The organism is Mycobacterium tilburgii, assembly GCF_902168065.1.
Lineage (GTDB): Bacteria > Actinomycetota > Actinomycetes > Mycobacteriales > Mycobacteriaceae > Mycobacterium > Mycobacterium tilburgii.
The window spans coordinates 1-18,413 of record NZ_LR655698.1 but is presented as its reverse complement, the minus strand read 5'-3'; the positions used below and the strand labels follow the sequence as shown (position 1 = coordinate 18,413).

Sequence of the window (18,413 nt, the reverse complement as noted above, 5' to 3'; positions counted from 1 at the left end):
ACACCGCGCGGTCCGGCGATCGCGCAGCGTGTGCCACGCCGCCCGGCACTGGGCCACGGTGTCCGGCGACCAACCAAGCGCGTCGATCAGGTACGCGACGGTCGACGACGTCCAGTGCCTTCTCGATTTCGTTGGCCTTCAACAGCAGGTCGACGTCCACGGCGAGATCGGCGCAGGCCCGCGAGGGTGGGGATCGGGCAGCTGCGCGGCTCCAGTTCCAAGATGCCCCCATCATAACTGCGACCCATGATCGGCGAACGCAAACGTCGCGCTGTTGTGAAGACCGCGACGAGGGCGGCCGGGTCCACGCCTTAGTCGATTCGCACCCGATGCACGGTGTCGGTGCTGGTCGGTCGGCGGCGTTGACGGTCAGCCGCGGGGCCGGGTGGATCTGGCGCAGCAATACCAGAACCCCCGTCCGCCGTCGCGCACCGACACGGTGATCGCGACCACGAACGGCACTCAGGCGTTGGTCAACCGGCTGGGCCGCAGCCCCTCGCGCCGCATCAGCACCAGTGCCGAATCTCGTTGCGCACCAGCCCAATTACCGAACCGGATGTAGGGCGGGTTGCCCGCCACCCCGTCCCAGCCGGCTGTGTCGCCGGCCAGCTCACGCAGAATGCGCCCGTCGCCGCAGGACGGCTCGAGGATGCGCGGTCCGGCCTGGCGGACCCAGCGGGCCAGAAAGCGCGCCACCGGCACCGGCGTGTAGTAATCGCCGCGAACCTTGTCGGCCGAAACGGCCGCCTTGCCCGCGAACGTCTTCACCGCGCCAGTATCACTTGCGGATCAGCAGATCCCCGGGATTCACGGGATCGCGCAACGTGTCGGCCCGCGCCTCTTCGGAGGCATAACCGATCACGATGGCGCCCAACGGTTCCCAATCGGGCGGCAGGTCGAGTTCGGCGCGTACCAGGTCGGCGGCGAAGATCGTCGAGCCGATCCAGCAGCTGCCCACTCCCCGCACGGCCAGCGCGACCAGCAAGGCCTGCACGGCCGCGCCGACCGCGACGGTGAACATGGTGTGCTCGGCGCCGGTGCGCGCGGTGTCGGGATAAGTGTGCGCGCCGTCGGGCACCAGGAACGGGATGACCACCTCGGGCGCGTCGTAGAGGATCTGGCCGCGCGCCACCCGACGCGCGACCGCGTCGGCGGGCTTGCCGTCGCCGGACAGATCGGCGCGCCACTTGTCCTTCATCCGGTCCAGCAGCCGGGTCCGGGTGGCGTCCGTTTGCAGCCACACGAACCGCACCGGCCGGGTGTGGTGCGGGGCGGGCGCGGTGAGCGCCTCGGCGACGGCCGCCTCGATCAGCTCCGGCGGCACCGGCTCGGCGCTGAACTGGCGCACCGATTTGCGCAGCAGCTGCGCCTGCCGGCGGCCCATATCGATGGCTTCGGCGGTGCCGAGCCAGAACAGGTCCTCGGGGCCGGGGCGCAGCAGCTGACGGGCGGTGGTGCCGTCGTCGGTGACGTTGAGTCCCCGCACCACGGCGACCGGCATGGCGGTCAGCTTGCCCTTGACTAGATCCGCCGCCGCGGCCACCTCGTCGGCCACCGCGATCTCGGTGACCACCAGTTCATTCCCATGCTCGTCGACCGCGCCCGAATACCCGTGCAGCACAGCCAAACCGGACGCGCCGATGGCCGCGTCGATCTGACCGTTGCGCCAGGCCCTGCTCATCGTGTCGGTGATCACCACTGCGATGTCCACGCCGAGCTTTTCGCGCAGCGCGGCGCGCAGGGCCGCGGCGCTGCCGTCCGGGTTGACCGGCAGCAGCGCGAGTTCGCTTCGGCCGACGTTGGATCCGTCGACGCCCGCGGCGGCCTGGACCAGTCCCAGCCGGCTCTCGGTGATCAGCGTGCGACCCTTGCGGGCCAGCACCCGCACCGCCTCGGCCTCGATCAGCCTGCGGCGCAGCGCGTCGCGTTCGTCGGGATCCTCAGGGGCCGCCACCAGCCGGCCCTCGCATTTGGAGACCACCTTGCTGGTGACCACCACGACATCGCTGTCGCGCAGCCAGGGCGCGGCCGCCGCCAGCACGGCACCGAGATCGTCGCCGGGACGGAACTCGGGAAGACCGGTGACGGGCAGGATCTCGATCGCCGCGGCGGTGCCATGCTCGCGCCGGTCGGTCATGCCGGCACACCCGCAACGTCCAGCCCGGCGCGGACCACCTGCGCCGTCGCCTGTGGATCGCTCATCAGCAAGGGCACCGCACGCACTGCGACGCCATCGATGTCTGCCACGTCGCCCTCGTGGATCAACCAGCAGTCCAGGATTCCGGTGGCCGCGCGCGCCCCGAAATGCCGACCCACTGCCTCGGCGGTGGATTCGACGCCGATCACCTCCAAGCAGGCATCCGCCATGCCGCGCAACGGCTTTCCGCCGATGATCGGGGAGTAGCCGACGACCGGGGCCGACGCTGCCCGCAGCGCGCCGCGAATACCGGGCACGGCCAGGATCGCGCCGACGCTAACCACCGGATTCGACGGTGCCAGCATGATGATGTCGGCGTCGGCCATGGCCTGCACTGCTTCGGTTGTGGCGCTGGCCGTTTCGGCGCCGATGAACGCGAAGCTGTGGGTGGGCACTTTGGCTCGGTAGCGCACCCACCACTCCTGGAAGTGGATGGCGCGGCGGCTGTCGTCGGCGGGATCGGTGATCACCACGTGTGTTTCGCAGCGGTCGTCGCTGGCCGGCACTAGCCGCGCGCCCGGCCGCCAGCGATCGCACAGCGCCGTGGTGATTTGCGACAGTGGATAGCCGGCGTTGAGCATCTGGGTGCGTACCAGGTGGGTGCCCAAATCGCGGTCGCCCAGTTGGAACCAGTCCGGTTGCACGCCGTACCGCGCCAATTCTTCTTTGGCGTGCCAGGTTTCGTCACGGTGACCCCACCCGCGATCGGGATCCACGCCTCCACCTAAGGTATACATGCAGGTGTCCAAGTCCGGACAAACCCGAACCCCATGAATCCAGGCATCGTCGCCGACGTTCACGACCGCGGTCAGCTCGTGGCCGGAATCTTGTCCCCCGGTGGCGAACTGGCCCAGCCCGAGGAACTGTTGAACACCCAGCAGGAACCGGGCGCCGCCAACGCCGCCGACCAGAACGGTGACCTTCACACCGGACGACAGTACCGTTTGGTGAAATTTGGCAGCGGTGTGACGAACACGCCGACGGTCCGCGATAACAGAAACGCCGGAAATTGATCACGAGATGGTATGGAAAATCGCCGCAACGCTTGACCCGGCAGATTAACCCGTGTCTAATCACATCAGTGTCATTTCCCGGGGCCGGCCGGTTCCGGTGTCGCAGACCGAGATTCGATCATTTGTTCGAATGTCTGTCACATCAGAACAGCGGAAGTCATCCACATTTTACTCCCAAATGAAGCTGAGGAGACGTACGACGCATGTCTTATGAACACCTACGGGGCGTCATACCTAGCACTGAGCGCGCCACGATCAGCTCCGCGCCGGCCCCCATCATCCGGCCGCACTTGACCGTGGTTCCTGACGCGCCAGCCGCATTCGAGCCCGAGCCGTTGCCGGAACCGACCCCCGACCAATGGCAGGACCGCGCCCTGTGTGCGCAGACCGATCCGGAGGCCTTCTTCCCGGAGAAGGGTGGCTCCACCCGCGAGGCCAAGAAGATCTGCCTGGGTTGCGAAGTGCGTCATGAATGTCTCGAATACGCCCTCGCGCACGATGAGCGCTTCGGTATCTGGGGTGGCTTGTCCGAGCGAGAGCGTCGCCGCCTCAAGCGCGGCATCATCTGAGCATTGCGTCAGTCGTCGTCGATCGTTGGGTCGATGACAGAAGGTTCGACGTCGAGATGGATGGCCACCTGGGCCACCAGAATTTCGTGCAATAACTCGCCGAGTTCCACCGTGTCTTTAGCGCGCCGCTCAATGGGCTTGCGGAACAACACAATTCGCGCCCTTGTCGTGTTGCCGCGCACATCCACGCCGGCCGGAATCAACCTGGCCAACGCGATCGGCCCGTCGGCCACCACTTCGGGCGGCCACTGCACACTGTCCGGATCCTTGGCGGCGATGCGCGGTATCTCATCGACCGCCACATCGAGATCGGACACCCGCGACTGCCAGCGCCGCTCGATTGGCTCGTAGGCCTCCAGCACCGCCATGTCGAAACGCTCGGCGCGGCTGCGCCAGCCCGGCACCGTCGGGGGCAGCAAAGGACCCCGCATGTCGCGGCCGCGCCGAGTTGCCCTGTGCGAGGCCGCGTGACCGGACGGCCGTCCGTTCCGCGGGAAACTGCGCCAATCGCCCACGCGCCGATAGTAACGGTTGGACATCGGGGCACGAATGGTTGCGCGTGTCCGGCACTTCGGCGGCGTTTCCGCACGATAGCCTTTCGAACGTGAACGCTCCCCGTCGCTGCTGTCGGCCTGGATGTCCGCATTACGCCGTGGCGACTTTGACGTTCGTCTACTCGGACTCGACGGCAGTCGTAGGACCCCTGGCGACCGCGCGCGAACCGCATTCGTGGGACCTGTGTGTCGGCCACGCCGGCCGAATCACCGCGCCCCGCGGATGGGATCTGGTGCGCCACGCCGGCCCGCTCAACTACGAGCCCACCAACCCCGACGAGGACGACTTGGTCGCCCTGGCCGACTTGGTGCGCGAACGTGGTTCGGGCCAGGAGAGCCTGCCATACGTCGGCGCTACCGGCACACCGCTGAACAGCTTTGCCCCCGACCCGCATCTGCATCCCGCCGGCGCCCAGGCCACCGCGCCGAGCAGCACGGTGTACGCTCCACCCGAGAAACGGTCCGGACGTCGGCGCGGTCATCTTCGGGTATTGCCCGATCCTTCCGACTAGCACCGCGCCACGGCCTATAGGCTGACGCTAAAAGCCCATCACTTTCCGGCGTCAGGAGGCCCCCGCATGTCTCGGCCCGCGGCGACCGTCCAGCGAGTCATCAAGGCGTATGACATCCGTGGACTGGTCGGCGAAGAGATCGACGGGTCGCTGGTCGCCGACGTCGGCGCCGCGTTCGCCGCGTTGATGCGTAAGGAAGGCGCGACCCGCGTAGCGGTCGGCCACGACATGCGGGACAGTTCGCCGTCACTGGCGGCTGCCTTCGCCACCGGCGTCACCGATCAAGGCCTGGACGTGGTGCGTATCGGGCTGGCGTCGACCGACCAGCTGTATTTCGCTTCGGGTTTGCTGGACTGCCCCGGGGCGATGTTCACCGCGAGCCACAACCCCGCCGCCTACAACGGCATCAAGCTCTGCCGGGCCGGCGCCAAACCCGTCGGGGCGGACAGTGGGCTCAAGGTGATCACCGAGGATCTGATCACCGGAGTCGCAACCTACGGCGGGGATCGGGCCACCGTCACCGATCGTGATGTGCTCGCCGACTACGGCGCGTTCTTGCGTTCGCTGGTGCCCACCGCGGGGCTGCGTCCGCTGCGGGTGGCGGTGGACGCCGGCAACGGCATGGCCGGCCACACGTCGCCGGCGGTGCTGGGTGCGATCGACTCGATCACCGTGCTGCCGTTGTACTTCGAGCTCGACGGATCGTTCCCCAATCACGAGGCCAACCCGCTGGACCCAGCCAACCTGCTGGACTTGCAGCGTTACGTCCGCGAGACCGGCGCCGACATCGGATTGGCATTCGACGGCGACGCCGACCGCTGCTTCGTCGTCGACGAGCGCGGGGTGGCGGTGTCTCCGTCCACGGTGACCAGCCTGGTGGCCGCCCGCGAGCTGGGCCGGGAAATCGGCGCCATCGTCATCCACAATCTGATCACCTCGCGCGCGGTGCCCGAATTGGTCGCCGAGCGCGGCGGCACGCCATTGCGTTCGCGGGTCGGGCATTCCTATATTAAGGCGCTGATGGCCGAGACCGGCGCGATCTTCGGCGGCGAGCATTCGGCGCACTACTACTTCCGCGACTTCTGGGATGCCGACTCGGGCATGCTGGCCGCGCTGTACGTGCTGGCCGCCCTGGGCGAGCAGGACCGGCCCCTGTCGGAGTTGACCGCCGACTATCAACGTTATGAGTCCTCCGGCGAAATCAATTTCCGGGTGGGCGACGCCGCACGGTGTGTGGATGCTGTGTTGAAGTCGTTCGGCAGCAAGATCCACTCCATCGATCACATGGACGGGGTGACAGTGGATTTGGGCAACGGCAGCTGGTTCAATCTGCGCACCTCCAACACCGAGCCGTTGCTGCGGCTCAACGCGGAGGGCCGCACGGTCGAGGACGTCGAGGCGATGGTCGCTCACATCAGCGCCGAGATCGGCGCGCAGGTGCAGGCGGACGAGAGCGTGCCGTGAACGCCACCCGGGCGATCGATTTCGAAGACACCGACGGTTTGCTCGCCGCTGATCGGCACGGATCGCTGCGAGCGGCGTCCTCGGCGGGTGCGCAGGTGCGCGCCGTGGCCGCCGCCGCTGAGGAAGGCGACCTGAACTCGCTGCGCAGCGCAGACCGGCCCCGCAGCGTGATCTGGGTGGCCGGCCGGGGGACCGCGGAGACGGCCGGGATCATGCTGGCCGCGACGCAGGGCGGCGCGGCGGCCGCGCCGATCGCGGTGCTCGCCGAGGCCCCGCCCTGGGTCGGGCCTCTGGACGTCCTGGTCATCGCCGGCAACGACCCCGGCGACCCGGCTCTGGTCAGTGCGGCCGCGACCGGGGTGCGCCGCGGTGCGCGGGTGGTCGTCGTCGCGCCGTACGAAGGTCCGCTGCGCGATGCCACCGCCGGCCGGGCCAAGGTGCTGGCGCCGCGGCTGTGGCTGCCCGACGAGCTCGGCTTGTGCCGGTACCTGGCCGCCGGCCTGGCCACGCTGCAGGCGGTCGATCCGAGCGTGGACATCGACGTGCCGGCACTGGCCGACGAGCTGGACGCCGAGGCGCTGCGCAACAGCGCGGGTCGCGAGCCGTTCACCAACCCGGCCAAGACCCTCGCCTCGCGCATCCTCAATCACCAGGTCGCGCTGGCCGGCGACGGTGCTCCGACGCTGGCGCTGGCCCGGCACGGCAGTTCGGTGCTGTTGCGCCTCGCGCATCAGGTCGTCGCGGCGACGGGCCTGGCGGACGCGGTGTTGGCGCTACGTGAACCGGATTTCGCCGACAGCCCCTCGTCGGTGGACGCGCTGTTCCATGATGAGGAGATCGACGGACCGTTACCGCAACGACTACGGGTGTTTGCTTTGACCTTGACCGGGGATCGGACCGTGGCGGCCACGCGGGTCGCCGGGCTCGACGATGTGTACCTGGTCACGGCCGAGGATGTGCCGGAAGAGCCCGGTACTCCCGACGGTCTGGCCGCCGCCCGCGAATCGGTCGGGGCCGGACCCGCCGAGCAGCAACTGGCAGTATTGGCAGTTCGGCTGGAAATGGCCGCCGTTTACTTGAGACTGGCACGGGGATAGATAGATTAAGTGGAATTGATTCGCGGTGCGGTGCGGACGTACGCCTGGGGGTCGCGTACCGCCGTCGCCGAATTCACCGGGCGGACGGTGCCCGCGGCGCACCCGGAGGCCGAACTCTGGTTCGGCGCGCATCCGGGTGACCCTGCCTGGCTGGAAACCGAGGGGGGTGAAGTCTCGTTGCTGGACGCCGTGACCGCCGACCCGGAGGTGCAGCTCGGCACCGCCTCGCGTGACAGGTTCGGCGACATGCTGCCGTTCCTGGTCAAGGTGCTCGCGGCCGACGAACCGCTGTCGCTCCAGGCGCACCCGAGCGCCGAGCAGGCCATCGAGGGGTACCTGCGGGAGGAGAGGCTGGGCATCCCGGTCAACTCACCGGTCCGCAACTACCGCGACACCTTGCACAAGCCGGAGTTGCTGGTGGCACTGCACTCGTTCGAGGCGCTGGCCGGATTTCGGCAGTCCGCCCGCACCATCGACCTGCTGCAGGCGCTGACCGTCACCGACCTGGACCCCTATATCGAGTTGCTCAACGACCAGTCCGACTCCGACGGGCTGCGCGCACTGTTCACCACCTGGATCACCGCGCCGCAGCCCGACATCGATATGCTGGTGTCCGCCGTGATCGACGGTGCCATCCAGTACGTCAGCTCCGGTGCAACGGAATTCGCGGCCGAAGCCAAGACGGTGCTCGAACTCGGCGAACGCTACCCCGGCGATGCCGGTGTGCTTGCGTCGTTGCTGCTCAACCGGATCAGCCTGGTCGCGGGGGAGGCGCTGTTCATCCCGGCCGGCAACCTGCACACCTACCTGCGCGGGTTCGCGGTCGAGGTGATGGCGAACTCCGACAACGTGTTGCGCGGCGGGCTCACGCCCAAGCACGTCGATGTGCCCGAGTTGCTGCGGGTGCTGGACTTCGCGCCCACCGACGAGAAGCAGCTGCGGCCGCAGGTCCGCCGCGACGAGCTCGCGGTGGTCTACGACACCCCGGCCGACGAGTTCGCCGTCGCGCTGCTGACCATCGACGATGCGCATCTGGGCCACGAGGTCGACGCCTCGCCGGGCAATGACGGCCCGCAGATCCTGCTGTGCGCCGAGGGCGCCACCACGCTGCACGGGAAATCCGGTTCGCTCGAGTTGCGGCGCGGCATGGCAGCCTGGGTCGCGGCCGACGACGGCCCGGTGGCTTTGGTCGCACACGAGCCGGCCAAGGTGTTCAGGGCGACCGTCGGTCTGTGACTCTCCGGTGTCCGGCGGCGCGCCGCGACTCGCGGCGTTCGCGCACCACAGCCGAAGGTTGTGGGCAAGGGCGCGGCCGACGATCCGGGGGCGGCGGAATCATATAGAGGCTGTCCATCAGGGAGAATCGGCGCAAAAACCATTCGGCGAGACGGGTTCGGTTTCAGCGGCGCCGAGGAAATGATCGAACAGGGCCCCCAACGGCCGCCACCACCAGGGAACCGGCCCGGGCGTGCCGGCGTGGTGGAAGATGACGTCGCCGATGGCATTCATCGTCCACACCGGAAAGGTGGTCCGGTCCGTGGCCCGGTTCAGTTCGGCGGCCAGGTCGGCATCCGCCGATCGCAACGCTCGCCGCAGATGGCCGGCTTGCAGCGAGGTCATCGTCATGCCCTGTCCGAAGGTGGGATTGAAGCTGGCCACCGCATCGCCGAGCGCCACAATGCCGGTCGGGAAGCGGTCCAGCTTGTCGTAACGGCGCCACCTGCTGGTCGGAAACGCGTGAAACGCCGGCGCGCCAACGAGTTTGGCCCGATTGAGGGCGTCGGTGAAATGCGCCGGCAGCAGCTCGATGCCAGCGCGACCATGCCCGGGAACGTCGTCGGCGGTTTGACGTTGGCGACGCCGAACGTGGTCAGCACCCAGGTGCCGTCCTCGTAGCACAGCATGCCCACCCCTGGTGACTGGTCGTGCGAGGCGCCGGCCACCACCACCACCACCTTCTCGGCGATCAGTCCGTCCGGCATCCGGAACTGCTGACTGGCGTAGTTGATGCCGATGTCTATCGCCTGTTCGATGGGGCGTTGAAATCCCCACTTCTCGAACCACACCGGCAGCCGGGTGCCGCGACCGGCCGCGTCGACGACCAGGTGTTGGCGGGCACGAACTCCGGGTCCACTCCGGCGGGATCTGGGCGGGATCCAGTAGCACCCGGGTCACCCGCTGCCGTCGCGGGTCGAATCGTGGTTCGGCCACCGAGAGCCGGACGATGGTGACGTTGTCGCAATCGCGGACGCGGGTGCGCAGCTGCCACTCCAGATGCGGACGGCTGGGCACGTAAGCGGTGAATTCGTCGCGCAACGTGTGCCCCATCTCCAGCGCATGGCCGGTCGCGCCGAGATGGATGCAATCGGGCCGGTTTTCCAGCATGGGCACCCTGGCGGCCACCATGTCCGTCAACAAACCCCGGAAACAAGCTGTCGAACTCTGTGGCCCCGCGGGCCATCAGCAGATGCAGATGCCGATCCTGCGGAATCGTCGCGCGATGCGCCGGTGAGTCCGGCAGCTCATCCCGCTCGTAGACGGTGACCCGGGAATAGAAGTTCAAGAGCACTTTTGCCGCGCTCAAGCCGGCAATGCTGGCTCCGATCACCGCGGCGTGGTCCCGCGCCTCTCGGGAGTCCGGCATTACCAAAGAGTACCCAGTACTGTGCGGTCCAACGGCTTCCGACGAGAGGGCGACAGATGGCCAGCAGGTGGCGTACCAAATCGGTCGAACAGTCGATCGAGGACACCGACGAGCCGGACACCCGGCTGCGCAAAGACCTCACCTGGCTGGACCTAATGGTGTTCGGCGTCGCTGTGGTCTTCGGTGCCGGAATCTTCACGGTCACCGCGTCGACGGCCGGCGACATCACCGGCCCGGCGATCTGGATATCGTTCGTGATCGCGGCGGTCACGTGTGCGCTGGCCGCGTTGTGCTACGCCGAATTCGCCTCGACGCTGCCCGTCGCGGGCAGCGCCTACACCTTCTCCTATGCCACCTTCGGGGAGTTCCTGGCTTGGATCATCGGCTGGAACCTGTTGCTGGAACTGGCAATCGGTGCGGCGGTGGTGTCCAAGGGCTGGTCGAGTTACCTGGGGACGGTGTTCGGATTCGGCGGCGGCACGGTCACGCTGGGCTCGTTCAGCTTCGACTGGGGCGCGCTGCTGATCGTCTCGGTGGTGGCCACGCTGGTTGCGGTCGGCACCAAGGTGTCGTCCCGGGTCTCGGCGGCGATCACCGCCATCAAGGTGTCGGTGGTGATCTTCGCCGTGGTGGTCGGTGTCTTCTATATCAAAGGCGCCAACTATTCGCCGTTCATTCCGAAACCGGAGGCCGGGCACGAGGCCAGCGGCGTCAACCAGTCCGTGCTGTCCCTGCTGACCGGGGCGCACAGCAGTCATTACGGCTGGTACGGCGTGCTGGCCGGGGCGTCGATCGTGTTCTTCGCGTTCATCGGATTCGACATCGTCGCGACGATGGCCGAGGAGACCAAGCAGCCCCAGCGTGACGTGCCGCGCGGGATCCTGGCCTCGTTGACGGTCGTGACCGTCCTCTACGTGGTGGTCTCGGTGGTGTTGTCCGGGATGGTGTCCTACACGCAGCTCAAATCGGCGCCCGGGGGCAAACCCGCGAACCTGGCCACGGCGTTCACCGCGAATGGTATCCACTGGGCGAGCAAAATCATCGCGATTGGGGCCCTGGCCGGGCTGACCACCGTGGTGATGGTGCTGCTACTCGGGCAGTGCCGGGTGTTGTTCGCGATGGCGCGCGACGGACTGTTGCCGCGGTCGCTGGCCAAGACCAGTTCGCGTGGGACCCCCATCCGGATCACCGTGCTGGTCGCGATCGTGATTGCGGCGACCGCCGCGGTGTTTCCGATCAGCAAGCTCGAGGAGATGGTCAACGTGGGGACACTGTTCGCGTTTGTTCTGGTGTCCGCCGGGGTGATCGTGCTGCGCCGCACCCGCCCGGACCTGGAGCGTGGATTCCGGGCGCCCTGGGTGCCCGCGCTCCCGATCGCCTCGATCTGCGCCTCTGTCTGGCTGATGGTGAACCTCACCGCCCTGACCTGGATCCGGTTCGGGGTGTGGCTGGTGGTGGGGACCGCCATCTACCTCGGTTACGGATATCGCCACTCGGTGCAGGGTCTTCAGAAGGCCCAGCAACCGACCTGATCTGTTTACAAAACTATGATATATGTCTAGACACGAGACTTAGATGTCGATATTGTCAAATCCAACGTGGCATGACTCACAAGGAGGGCGCGGTACGGGGCAGACGGGGCATGACCGCCTACCGTTGCCCGGGCTGCGGCTACATTTATGACGAAGCGAAAGGCGATCCGCGGGAAGGCTTTCCCGCGGGCAAGCCGTTCAGCGAGTCCCCGACAACTGGTGTTGCCCCGACTGTGCCGTCCGCGAAAAAGTCGATTTCGAGCCCGACGATGCGATAGGAGTGAACAAATGAGCGACTACAGACTTTTCTCTGCGTGCAGTGCGGCTTCGAGTATGACGAGGCCAAGGGCTGGCCCGAGGACGGCATCGCCCCCGGCACCCGGTGGGACGACATCCCCTACGACTGGAGCTGCCCGGATTGCGGCGCGGCGAAATCCGATTTCGAGATGATCGAGGTCGCTCGATCCTGAGCGACCCAGCAGCTAATGTCGCGCCCGTAAAGCGGATTCCCTACGCGGAGGCGTCGCGGGTCCTGCTGCGCGACTCGGTCCTGGACGCGATGCACGATTTGCTGCTGACCCGGGACTGGTCGGCGATCACCCTTGCCGACGTCGCGAAGGCTGCCGGCATCAGCCGGCAGACCATCTACAACGAGTTCGGCTCCCGGCAGGGCCTGGCCCAGGGCTACGCCCTGCGGCTGGCGGATCGCCTGGTGGACAGCGTGCACGCGGCGCTGGACGCCAACGTCGGCCAGATCTACGAGGCGTTTCTGCAGGGCTTCCGGGCGTTCTTCGCCGAGTCGGCGTCGGATCCGCTGGTGATTTCACTGCTCACCGGCGTCGCCAAGTCCGACCTGCTGCAACTGATCACCACCGACAGCGCGCCGATCATCACCCGCGCGTCCGAGCGGCTGACGCTGGCGTTCACCACCACCTGGGTGGCCACCAGTGACGAGGACGCCGGTGTGCTGGCCCGCGCGATCGTGCGGCTGGCGATGAGCTACGTCTCGATGCCACCGCAGGACGACCACGACGTCGCGCGCGATCTCGCCCGGTTGATGACCCCCTTCGCCGAGCGCCACGGCGTCGTCAACATCCCCTGACCTGCGGGGGCCAGCCGACCCGGAAAGGTCAACGACTACAGTGGCGGAAGAGCGTACCCAAGCTAACTAAAGCCAGACATCGCACTCATACCCTTGAGCCTCCTTTGAGCTGCAGAAGGAACAGACACGCAATGACTCTGACGCCCGACGTTCGTAACGGCATCGACTTCAAAATCGCCGACCTGTCGCTCGCAGAATTCGGCCGCAAGGAACTCGATCTGGCCGAATACGAAATGCCCGGACTGATGCAGCTGCGCCGCGAGTACGCCGAGGTGCAACCGCTGAAGGGCGCGCGCATCTCGGGCTCGCTGCACATGACTGTGCAGACCGCGGTGCTGATCGAGACGCTGACCTCGCTCGGCGCCGAAGTGCGCTGGGCGTCCTGCAACATCTTCTCCACCCAGGACCACGCGGCCGCGGCCGTCGTCGTCGGCCCGCACGGCACGCCGGAGGAGCCCAAGGGTGTCCCGGTGTTCGCGTGGAAGGGCGAGACGCTCGAGGAGTACTGGTGGTGCGCCGAGCAGATGCTCACCTGGGAGGGCGAGCCGGCCAACATGATCCTCGATGACGGCGGTGACGCAACCATGATGGTGCTGCGCGGCATGCAGTACGAAAAGGCCGGCGTGGTGCCGCCCGCCGAGGAGGACGACCCCGCCGAGTGGAAGGACTTCCTCAACGTGCTGCGCAAGCGTTTCGAGACCGACAAGACCAAGTGGACCAAGATCGCGGAGTCCGTCAAGGGCGTCTCCGAGGAGACCACCACCGGTGTGCTGCGGTTGTACCAGTTTGCCGCCGACGGTGAACTGGCCTTCCCGGCGATCAACGTCAACGACTCGGTCACCAAGTCCAAGTTCGACAATAAGTACGGCACCCGGCACTCGCTGATTGACGGCATCAACCGCGGCACCGACGCGCTGATCGGCGGCAAGAGCGTGCTGATCTGCGGCTACGGCGACGTGGGCAAGGGCTGCGCGGAGGCCGCCAAGGGTCAGGGCGCCCGCGTCACCGTCACCGAGATCGACCCGATCAACGCCCTGCAGGCGATGATGGAGGGCTTCGACGTCAAGACCGTCGAGGAGGCCATCGGGGACGCCGACATCGTCGTGACCGCCACCGGCAACAAGGACATCATTTCTCTCGAGCACATGAAGGCGATGAAGGACCACGCCATCCTGGGTAACATCGGTCACTTCGACAACGAGATCGACATGGCCGCGCTGGAGCGCTCCGGTGCGACGAAGCTCAACATCAAGCCGCAGGTCGACCTGTGGACGTTCAAGGAAACCGGCAAGTCGATCATCGTGCTGTCCGAGGGCCGGCTGCTGAACCTGGGCAACGCCACCGGGCATCCGTCGTTCGTTATGAGCAACAGTTTCGCCAACCAGACGATCGCCCAGATCGAGCTGTGGACCAAGAACGACGAGTACGACAACGAGGTGTACCGGCTGCCCAAGCATCTCGACGAGAAGGTGGCGCGCATCCACGTCGAGGCGCTCGGCGGTCATCTGACCAAGCTGACCAAGGAACAGGCCGAGTACCTGGGTGTCGACGTCGACGGCCCCTTCAAGCCGGACCACTACCGGTACTGACCGGGAGATTTGGTCGCGGGCTAAGATCGCGCTGTGCTGATCGCGATCGAGGGCGTCGACGGTTCCGGCAAACGGACGCTGACCGAAAGCTTGCGAGTCGCGTTCGAGGCCGCCGGGAAGTCCGTGGCGTGCCTGGCGTTCCCGCGGTACGGCCAATCGGTTACCGCCGACATCGCGGCCGAGGCGTTGCACGGCCAGCACGGAGATTTCGCGTCGTCGGTCTATGCGATGGCGATGCTGTTCGCGCTGGACCGCGCCGCCGCGATCGACGACATCGAAACCCTGCGCCGCGGCCATGACCTGCTGATCCTGGATCGCTACGTCGCGTCCAACGCCGCCTACAGTGCCGCGTGCCTGGATCAGGACGCGGCCGGGGACGCGGTGGCCTGGGTTTATGCGCTGGAGTTTGAGCGGCTCGGACTGCCCACGCCCAACGTGCAGGTGCTGCTCGGGGTGTCCGCCGAGCTGGCCGGCCGGCGGGCTCGGGGCCGGGCCGAATCCGATCCGGGCCGGCCCCGCGACACCTACGAACGCGACGAGGGGCTGCAGCGGCGCACCGGTGCCGTGTACGCCGGACTGGCCTCGGCGGGCTGGGGCGGGCGCTGGCTGGTCGTCGGTGAGGACGTCGATCCCGGCCAGCTGGCCGCCGAATTGATGGCCGAATAGCACAAATTTGTCACGATTCGGCCTTATCGAAGAAGAAACGCCCGTGTGGCGCCCGAGCTTTGTCCCGATCTGGTGACACCATGGACTCCATGAGGCAAAGGATTTTGGTTGTCGACGACGACGCTTCGCTCGCGGAGATGCTGACCATCGTTCTTCGCGGGGAGGGCTTCGACACCGCGGTCATCGGCGACGGCACGCAGGCTCTGACCGCGGTGCGCGAACTGCGGCCCGACCTGGTGTTGCTGGACCTGATGCTGCCGGGTATGAACGGCATCGACGTGTGCCGGGTGCTCCGCGCCGACTCCGGCGTTCCGATCGTCATGCTGACGGCCAAGACCGACACCGTCGATGTGGTGCTGGGCCTGGAGTCGGGCGCCGACGACTACATCATGAAGCCGTTCAAGCCGAAAGAGCTGGTGGCCCGGGTGCGGGCCCGGCTGCGGCGCAACGACGACGAGCCGGCCGAGATGCTATCGATCGCCGACGTCGAGATCGATGTGCCGGCCCACAAGGTCACTCGCAACGGCGAACAGATCTCGCTGACGCCGCTCGAGTTCGACCTGTTGGTCGCATTGGCGCGCAAACCACGCCAGGTGTTTACTCGTGATGTGCTGCTCGAACAGGTGTGGGGGTACCGGCACCCGGCGGACACCCGCCTGGTGAACGTGCACGTCCAGCGCTTGCGGGCCAAGGTCGAAAAGGACCCGGAGAACCCGACTGTGGTGTTGACCGTTCGAGGAGTGGGATACAAGGCCGGACCTCCGTGATCCGGGAGCGCTATTGATCGCCGGCGAGTATGCAGGGCGCAGCTATGCTGAGGAGTTGCGGCATTGATGTGGTGGGGCTCGCGGCGACGTATTCACGGTCATCGCTGGGGGCGCACCGGTCCCATGACGCGGGGTATGAGTGTGTTGAGCCGGGCTGTCGGCATTGCCTGGCGCAGGTCGCTACAACTGCGCGTGGTGGCGCTGACGCTCGGCTTGTCGCTGGCGGTGATCCTGGCGCTCGGCTTTGTGCTGACCAGCCAGGTCACCAATCGTGTGCTTGACGTCAAGGTCAAGGCGGGCATCGAGCAGATTGAACGCGCCCGCACCACGGTGGGCGGCATCGTCAACGGCGAGGAGACGCGCTCGCTGGACAGCAGTCTCCAGCTGGCGCGCAACACGCTGACGTCAAAGACCGATCCCGCATCGGCTCCCGGTTTAGCCGGGGCGTTCGACGTGGTGCTGATGGTGCCGGGCGACGGCCCCCGCGCCGCGACCGCGGCGGGACCGGTGGATCAGGTGCCCGCCTCGCTGCGCGGATTCGTCAAGGCCGGGCAGGCGGCCTACCAGTACGCCACGGTGCACACCGAGGGTTTCTCGGGACCGGCGCTGATCATCGGCACCCCGGCCTCATCCCAGGTCGCCAACCTGGAGCTGTACCTGATCTTCCCGTTGGCCAGCGAACAGGCCACGATCACGCTGGTGCGCGGCACGATGATCACCGGGGGCGCGGTCCTGCTAGTGCTGCTAGCCGGCATCGCGCTGCTGGTCTCTCGCCAGGTGGTGGTGCCGGTGCGGTCGGCGTCGCGGATCGCCGAGCGGTTCGCCGAGGGACACCTGTCCGAACGGATGCCGGTGCGCGGCGAGGACGACATGGCGCGGCTTGCGGTGTCGTTCAACGACATGGCCGAGAGCCTGTCCCGGCAGATCACCCAGCTCGAGGAGTTCGGCAACCTGCAGCGCCGGTTCACCTCCGACGTCAGCCATGAGCTGCGGACGCCGCTTACCACCGTGCGGATGGCCGCCGACCTGATCTACGACCACAGCGAGGACCTGGATCCGACGCTGCAACGGTCGACCGAGCTGATGGTCAACGAGTTGGACCGTTTCGAGACGCTGCTCAACGACCTGCTGGAAATCTCCCGGCACGACGCCGGCGTGGCCGAATTGTCCGTGGAGGCAGTCGATTTGCGCACGACGGTGCAAAGCGCGCTGAGCAACGTCGGTCACCTGGCCGAGGACGCCGGGATCGAGCTGCTCGTCGACATGCCCGCCGAAGAGGTGATCGCCGAGGTCGATCCGCGACGGGTGGAGCGGATTCTGCGTAACCTGATCGCCAACGCCATCGACCACGCCGAGCGCAAACCGGTCCTTATCCGGATGGGCGCCGACGAGGACACCGTCGCCGTCACGGTCCGCGATTTCGGGGTGGGGCTGCGGCCCGGCGAGGAGAAGCTGGTGTTCAGCCGGTTCTGGCGGTCGGACCCGTCGCGGGTGCGCCGCTCCGGCGGCACCGGGCTGGGCCTGGCGATCAGCGTCGAGGATGCGCGGTTGCACCAGGGCCGGCTGGAGGCGTGGGGCGAACCTGGCCAGGGCGCCTGCTTCCGGCTGACGCTGCCGCTGGTCCGCGGCCACAAGGTCACCACCAGCCCGTTGCCGATGAAACCGATTCCGCAGCCGGCCACGGCGTCCGAAGCACCCGCGCCGCCGCCCGGCAGGGAACGTCCGCGCCCGCGTGAGCACGCCGAGCGGAGCGGGTGATGCGGAAACTGGATTGCCCGACTTATCAGCGGGCCGTGTCGGCCCGCATCGTCGCCGGGCGGAAACTCCTCGCCGCGTTGCTGGCTCTGCTGCTCGCCGTGCTGCTGGGTGGGTGTGCGGGCGTCCCCAGTACGTCTGCCCCACAAGCGATCGGCACCGTCGAACGGCCCGCTCCGTCGAATCTGCCCAAGCCGACTCCGGGCATGGACCCCGACGTGTTGCTGCGCGAATTCCTCAAAGCCACAGCAGATCCCGCCAACCGGCATCTGGCCGCCCGGCAGTTCCTCACCCAGTCCGCCTCGAACTTGTGGGACGACGCCGGTAGCGCGTTGCTGATCGACCATGTGGTGTTCGTCGAAACCCGTGGCGCCGAACGTGTTTCTGCCACCATGCGGGCCGACATCCTAGGTTCGCTGTCCGACGTCGGGGTCTTCGAGACGGCCGAGGGGGTGTTACCCGACCCGGGGCCGATCGAGTTGGTCAAAACTCCCGGCGGCTGGCGTATCGACAAGCTGCCCAACGGGGTTTTCCTGGACTGGCAGCAGTTCCAGGCAACCTACAAGCGCAACACCCTGTACTTCGCCGATCCGACCGGCAAGACGGTGGTCCCCGATCCGCGCTACGTCGCGGTGTCCTATCACGACCAGCTGGCCACCGAGCTGATCTCCAAGCTGCTGGCCGGGCCACGTCCGGAGATGGCGCACACCGTGCGCAACCTGCTCGCGCCGCCGCTACGGCTGCGCGGGCCGGTGACCCGTGCCGACGGCGGCAAGAGTGGGGTCGGGCGCGGTTACGGCGGTGCGCGCATCGATCTGCAGAAGCTGTCGACCACCCGTCTCTTTTACACATCTGGCGCTGCCGGCGGCATGCCGTGGGGGGGGGTCGGGGGGTGTGGGTGTATTGTGAACGAAAACTAGTACGCGCGTGGGTGGAGTGGGTCGCGTGGGGG

Annotated in this window: 14 protein-coding genes and 5 pseudogenes; 14 read left to right on the top strand and 5 right to left on the bottom strand. The window is 67.2% G+C overall.

Going from position 1 to position 18,413, the window contains the following annotated elements; genetic code table 11:
- Nucleotides 1-3: 3 nt before the first annotated feature.
- The 3 genes and pseudogenes from FQ389_RS05970 to cofD all read right to left on the bottom strand — a co-directional run.
- A pseudogene (locus tag FQ389_RS05970) lies at nt 4-768 on the bottom strand (hypothetical protein); the annotation flags it as partial.
- Between the two features lie 10 nt (nt 769-778).
- Nucleotides 779-2,137 carry a coenzyme F420-0:L-glutamate ligase gene (locus tag FQ389_RS05965; RefSeq protein ID WP_144206356.1) on the bottom strand — a complete coding sequence of 453 codons (1,359 nt, stop codon included), beginning with the start codon at nt 2,135-2,137 and terminating at the stop codon, nt 779-781.
- Nucleotides 2,134-3,123 carry a 2-phospho-L-lactate transferase gene (gene cofD, locus FQ389_RS05960; protein WP_144206355.1) on the bottom strand — a complete coding sequence of 330 codons (990 nt, stop codon included), beginning with the start codon at nt 3,121-3,123 and terminating at the stop codon, nt 2,134-2,136. Before cofD ends, FQ389_RS05965 begins: the two co-directional genes overlap by 4 nt.
- A gap of 290 nt (nt 3,124-3,413) precedes the next feature.
- Between cofD and FQ389_RS05950 the strand changes: the two genes are divergently transcribed.
- A complete protein-coding gene (locus FQ389_RS05950) occupies nt 3,414-3,779 on the top strand; it encodes a WhiB family transcriptional regulator (protein ID WP_044510059.1) in 366 nt (121 codons plus the stop codon).
- An 8-nt stretch (nt 3,780-3,787) separates the two neighbouring features.
- On the opposite strand, the gene FQ389_RS05945 is transcribed toward FQ389_RS05950, so the two are convergent.
- On the bottom strand, nt 3,788-4,210 hold the full coding sequence (locus tag FQ389_RS05945) for a metallopeptidase family protein (protein WP_144206354.1): 423 nt from the start codon (nt 4,208-4,210) through the stop codon (nt 3,788-3,790).
- Between the two features lie 173 nt (nt 4,211-4,383).
- Here FQ389_RS05945 and FQ389_RS05940 point away from each other — a divergent pair, with 173 nt between their 5' ends.
- The 4 genes from FQ389_RS05940 (at nt 4,384) to manA (ending at nt 8,642) form a co-directional block, all read left to right on the top strand.
- Nucleotides 4,384-4,845: a DUF3499 domain-containing protein gene (locus FQ389_RS05940; protein WP_186296284.1), complete on the top strand. Its 462-nt coding sequence runs from the start codon at nt 4,384-4,386 to the stop codon at nt 4,843-4,845.
- Between the two features lie 66 nt (nt 4,846-4,911).
- A complete protein-coding gene (locus tag FQ389_RS05935) occupies nt 4,912-6,309 on the top strand; it encodes a phosphomannomutase/phosphoglucomutase (RefSeq protein WP_144206352.1) in 1,398 nt (465 codons plus the stop codon).
- Complete coding sequence (locus FQ389_RS05930) at nt 6,306-7,406, top strand: TobH protein (RefSeq protein WP_144206351.1); 1,101 nt, start codon at nt 6,306-6,308, stop codon at nt 7,404-7,406. The genes FQ389_RS05935 and FQ389_RS05930 overlap by 4 nt, the downstream gene beginning before the upstream one ends.
- A 9-nt stretch (nt 7,407-7,415) precedes the next feature.
- Nucleotides 7,416-8,642: a mannose-6-phosphate isomerase, class I gene (gene manA, locus FQ389_RS05925; RefSeq protein WP_144206350.1), complete on the top strand. Its 1,227-nt coding sequence runs from the start codon at nt 7,416-7,418 to the stop codon at nt 8,640-8,642.
- A gap of 15 nt (nt 8,643-8,657) precedes the next feature.
- Here manA and FQ389_RS05920 read toward each other — a convergent pair.
- Nucleotides 8,658-10,050 (bottom strand): annotated as a pseudogene (locus tag FQ389_RS05920) (FAD-dependent oxidoreductase); the annotation flags it as partial.
- A 56-nt stretch (nt 10,051-10,106) separates the two neighbouring features.
- Between FQ389_RS05920 and FQ389_RS05915 the strand changes: the two are divergent.
- The 9 genes and pseudogenes from FQ389_RS05915 to FQ389_RS05875 all read left to right on the top strand — a co-directional run.
- Nucleotides 10,107-11,582: an amino acid permease gene (locus FQ389_RS05915; protein WP_144206349.1), complete on the top strand. Its 1,476-nt coding sequence runs from the start codon at nt 10,107-10,109 to the stop codon at nt 11,580-11,582.
- A gap of 110 nt (nt 11,583-11,692) precedes the next feature.
- Nucleotides 11,693-11,874 (top strand): annotated as a pseudogene (locus tag FQ389_RS05910) (rubredoxin).
- Nucleotides 11,871-12,052: pseudogene (locus FQ389_RS05905) on the top strand (rubredoxin). Before FQ389_RS05910 ends, FQ389_RS05905 begins: the two co-directional pseudogenes overlap by 4 nt.
- Nucleotides 12,049-12,684 (top strand): TetR family transcriptional regulator AlkX, encoded by a 636-nt coding sequence (gene alkX, locus FQ389_RS05900; RefSeq protein ID WP_144206406.1) that lies wholly within the window; start codon nt 12,049-12,051, stop codon nt 12,682-12,684. The pseudogene FQ389_RS05905 and the gene alkX overlap by 4 nt, the downstream one beginning before the upstream one ends.
- Before the next feature lie 131 nt (nt 12,685-12,815).
- Nucleotides 12,816-14,273 carry an adenosylhomocysteinase gene (gene ahcY, locus FQ389_RS05895; protein WP_144206348.1) on the top strand — a complete coding sequence of 486 codons (1,458 nt, stop codon included), beginning with the start codon at nt 12,816-12,818 and terminating at the stop codon, nt 14,271-14,273.
- 33 nt (nt 14,274-14,306) lie between these two features.
- On the top strand, nt 14,307-14,939 hold the full coding sequence (locus FQ389_RS05890; protein ID WP_144206347.1) for a dTMP kinase: 633 nt from the start codon (nt 14,307-14,309) through the stop codon (nt 14,937-14,939).
- 80 nt (nt 14,940-15,019) lie between these two features.
- The gene (gene mtrA, locus FQ389_RS05885; protein ID WP_007168097.1) at nt 15,020-15,706 is read left to right on the top strand and encodes a two-component system response regulator MtrA; all 687 of its coding nucleotides are present in this window, start codon (nt 15,020-15,022) and stop codon (nt 15,704-15,706) included.
- A 66-nt stretch (nt 15,707-15,772) separates the two neighbouring features.
- A complete protein-coding gene (gene mtrB, locus FQ389_RS05880; RefSeq protein ID WP_144206346.1) occupies nt 15,773-17,464 on the top strand; it encodes an MtrAB system histidine kinase MtrB in 1,692 nt (563 codons plus the stop codon).
- Nucleotides 17,464-18,297: pseudogene (locus FQ389_RS05875) on the top strand (GerMN domain-containing protein); the annotation flags it as partial. The gene mtrB and the pseudogene FQ389_RS05875, both read left to right, overlap by 1 nt.
- Nucleotides 18,298-18,413 lie beyond the last annotated feature (116 nt).

What these genes read in the sequence shown, in the direction of transcription:
- mtrA (WP_007168097.1), top strand. Translation starts at nt 15,020, where the DNA reads ATGGACTCCATGAGGCAAAGGATTTTGGTTGTCGACGACGACGCTTCG.
- FQ389_RS05965 (WP_144206356.1), bottom strand. Translation starts at nt 2,137, where the DNA reads ATGACCGACCGGCGCGAGCATGGCACCGCCGCGGCGATCGAGATCCTG.
- FQ389_RS05945 (WP_144206354.1), bottom strand. Translation starts at nt 4,210, where the DNA reads ATGCGGGGTCCTTTGCTGCCCCCGACGGTGCCGGGCTGGCGCAGCCGC.
- FQ389_RS05950 (WP_044510059.1), top strand. Translation starts at nt 3,414, where the DNA reads ATGTCTTATGAACACCTACGGGGCGTCATACCTAGCACTGAGCGCGCC.
- FQ389_RS05935 (WP_144206352.1), top strand. Translation starts at nt 4,912, where the DNA reads ATGTCTCGGCCCGCGGCGACCGTCCAGCGAGTCATCAAGGCGTATGAC.
- mtrB (WP_144206346.1), top strand. Translation starts at nt 15,773, where the DNA reads ATGTGGTGGGGCTCGCGGCGACGTATTCACGGTCATCGCTGGGGGCGC.
- ahcY (WP_144206348.1), top strand. Translation starts at nt 12,816, where the DNA reads ATGACTCTGACGCCCGACGTTCGTAACGGCATCGACTTCAAAATCGCC.
- FQ389_RS05915 (WP_144206349.1), top strand. Translation starts at nt 10,107, where the DNA reads ATGGCCAGCAGGTGGCGTACCAAATCGGTCGAACAGTCGATCGAGGAC.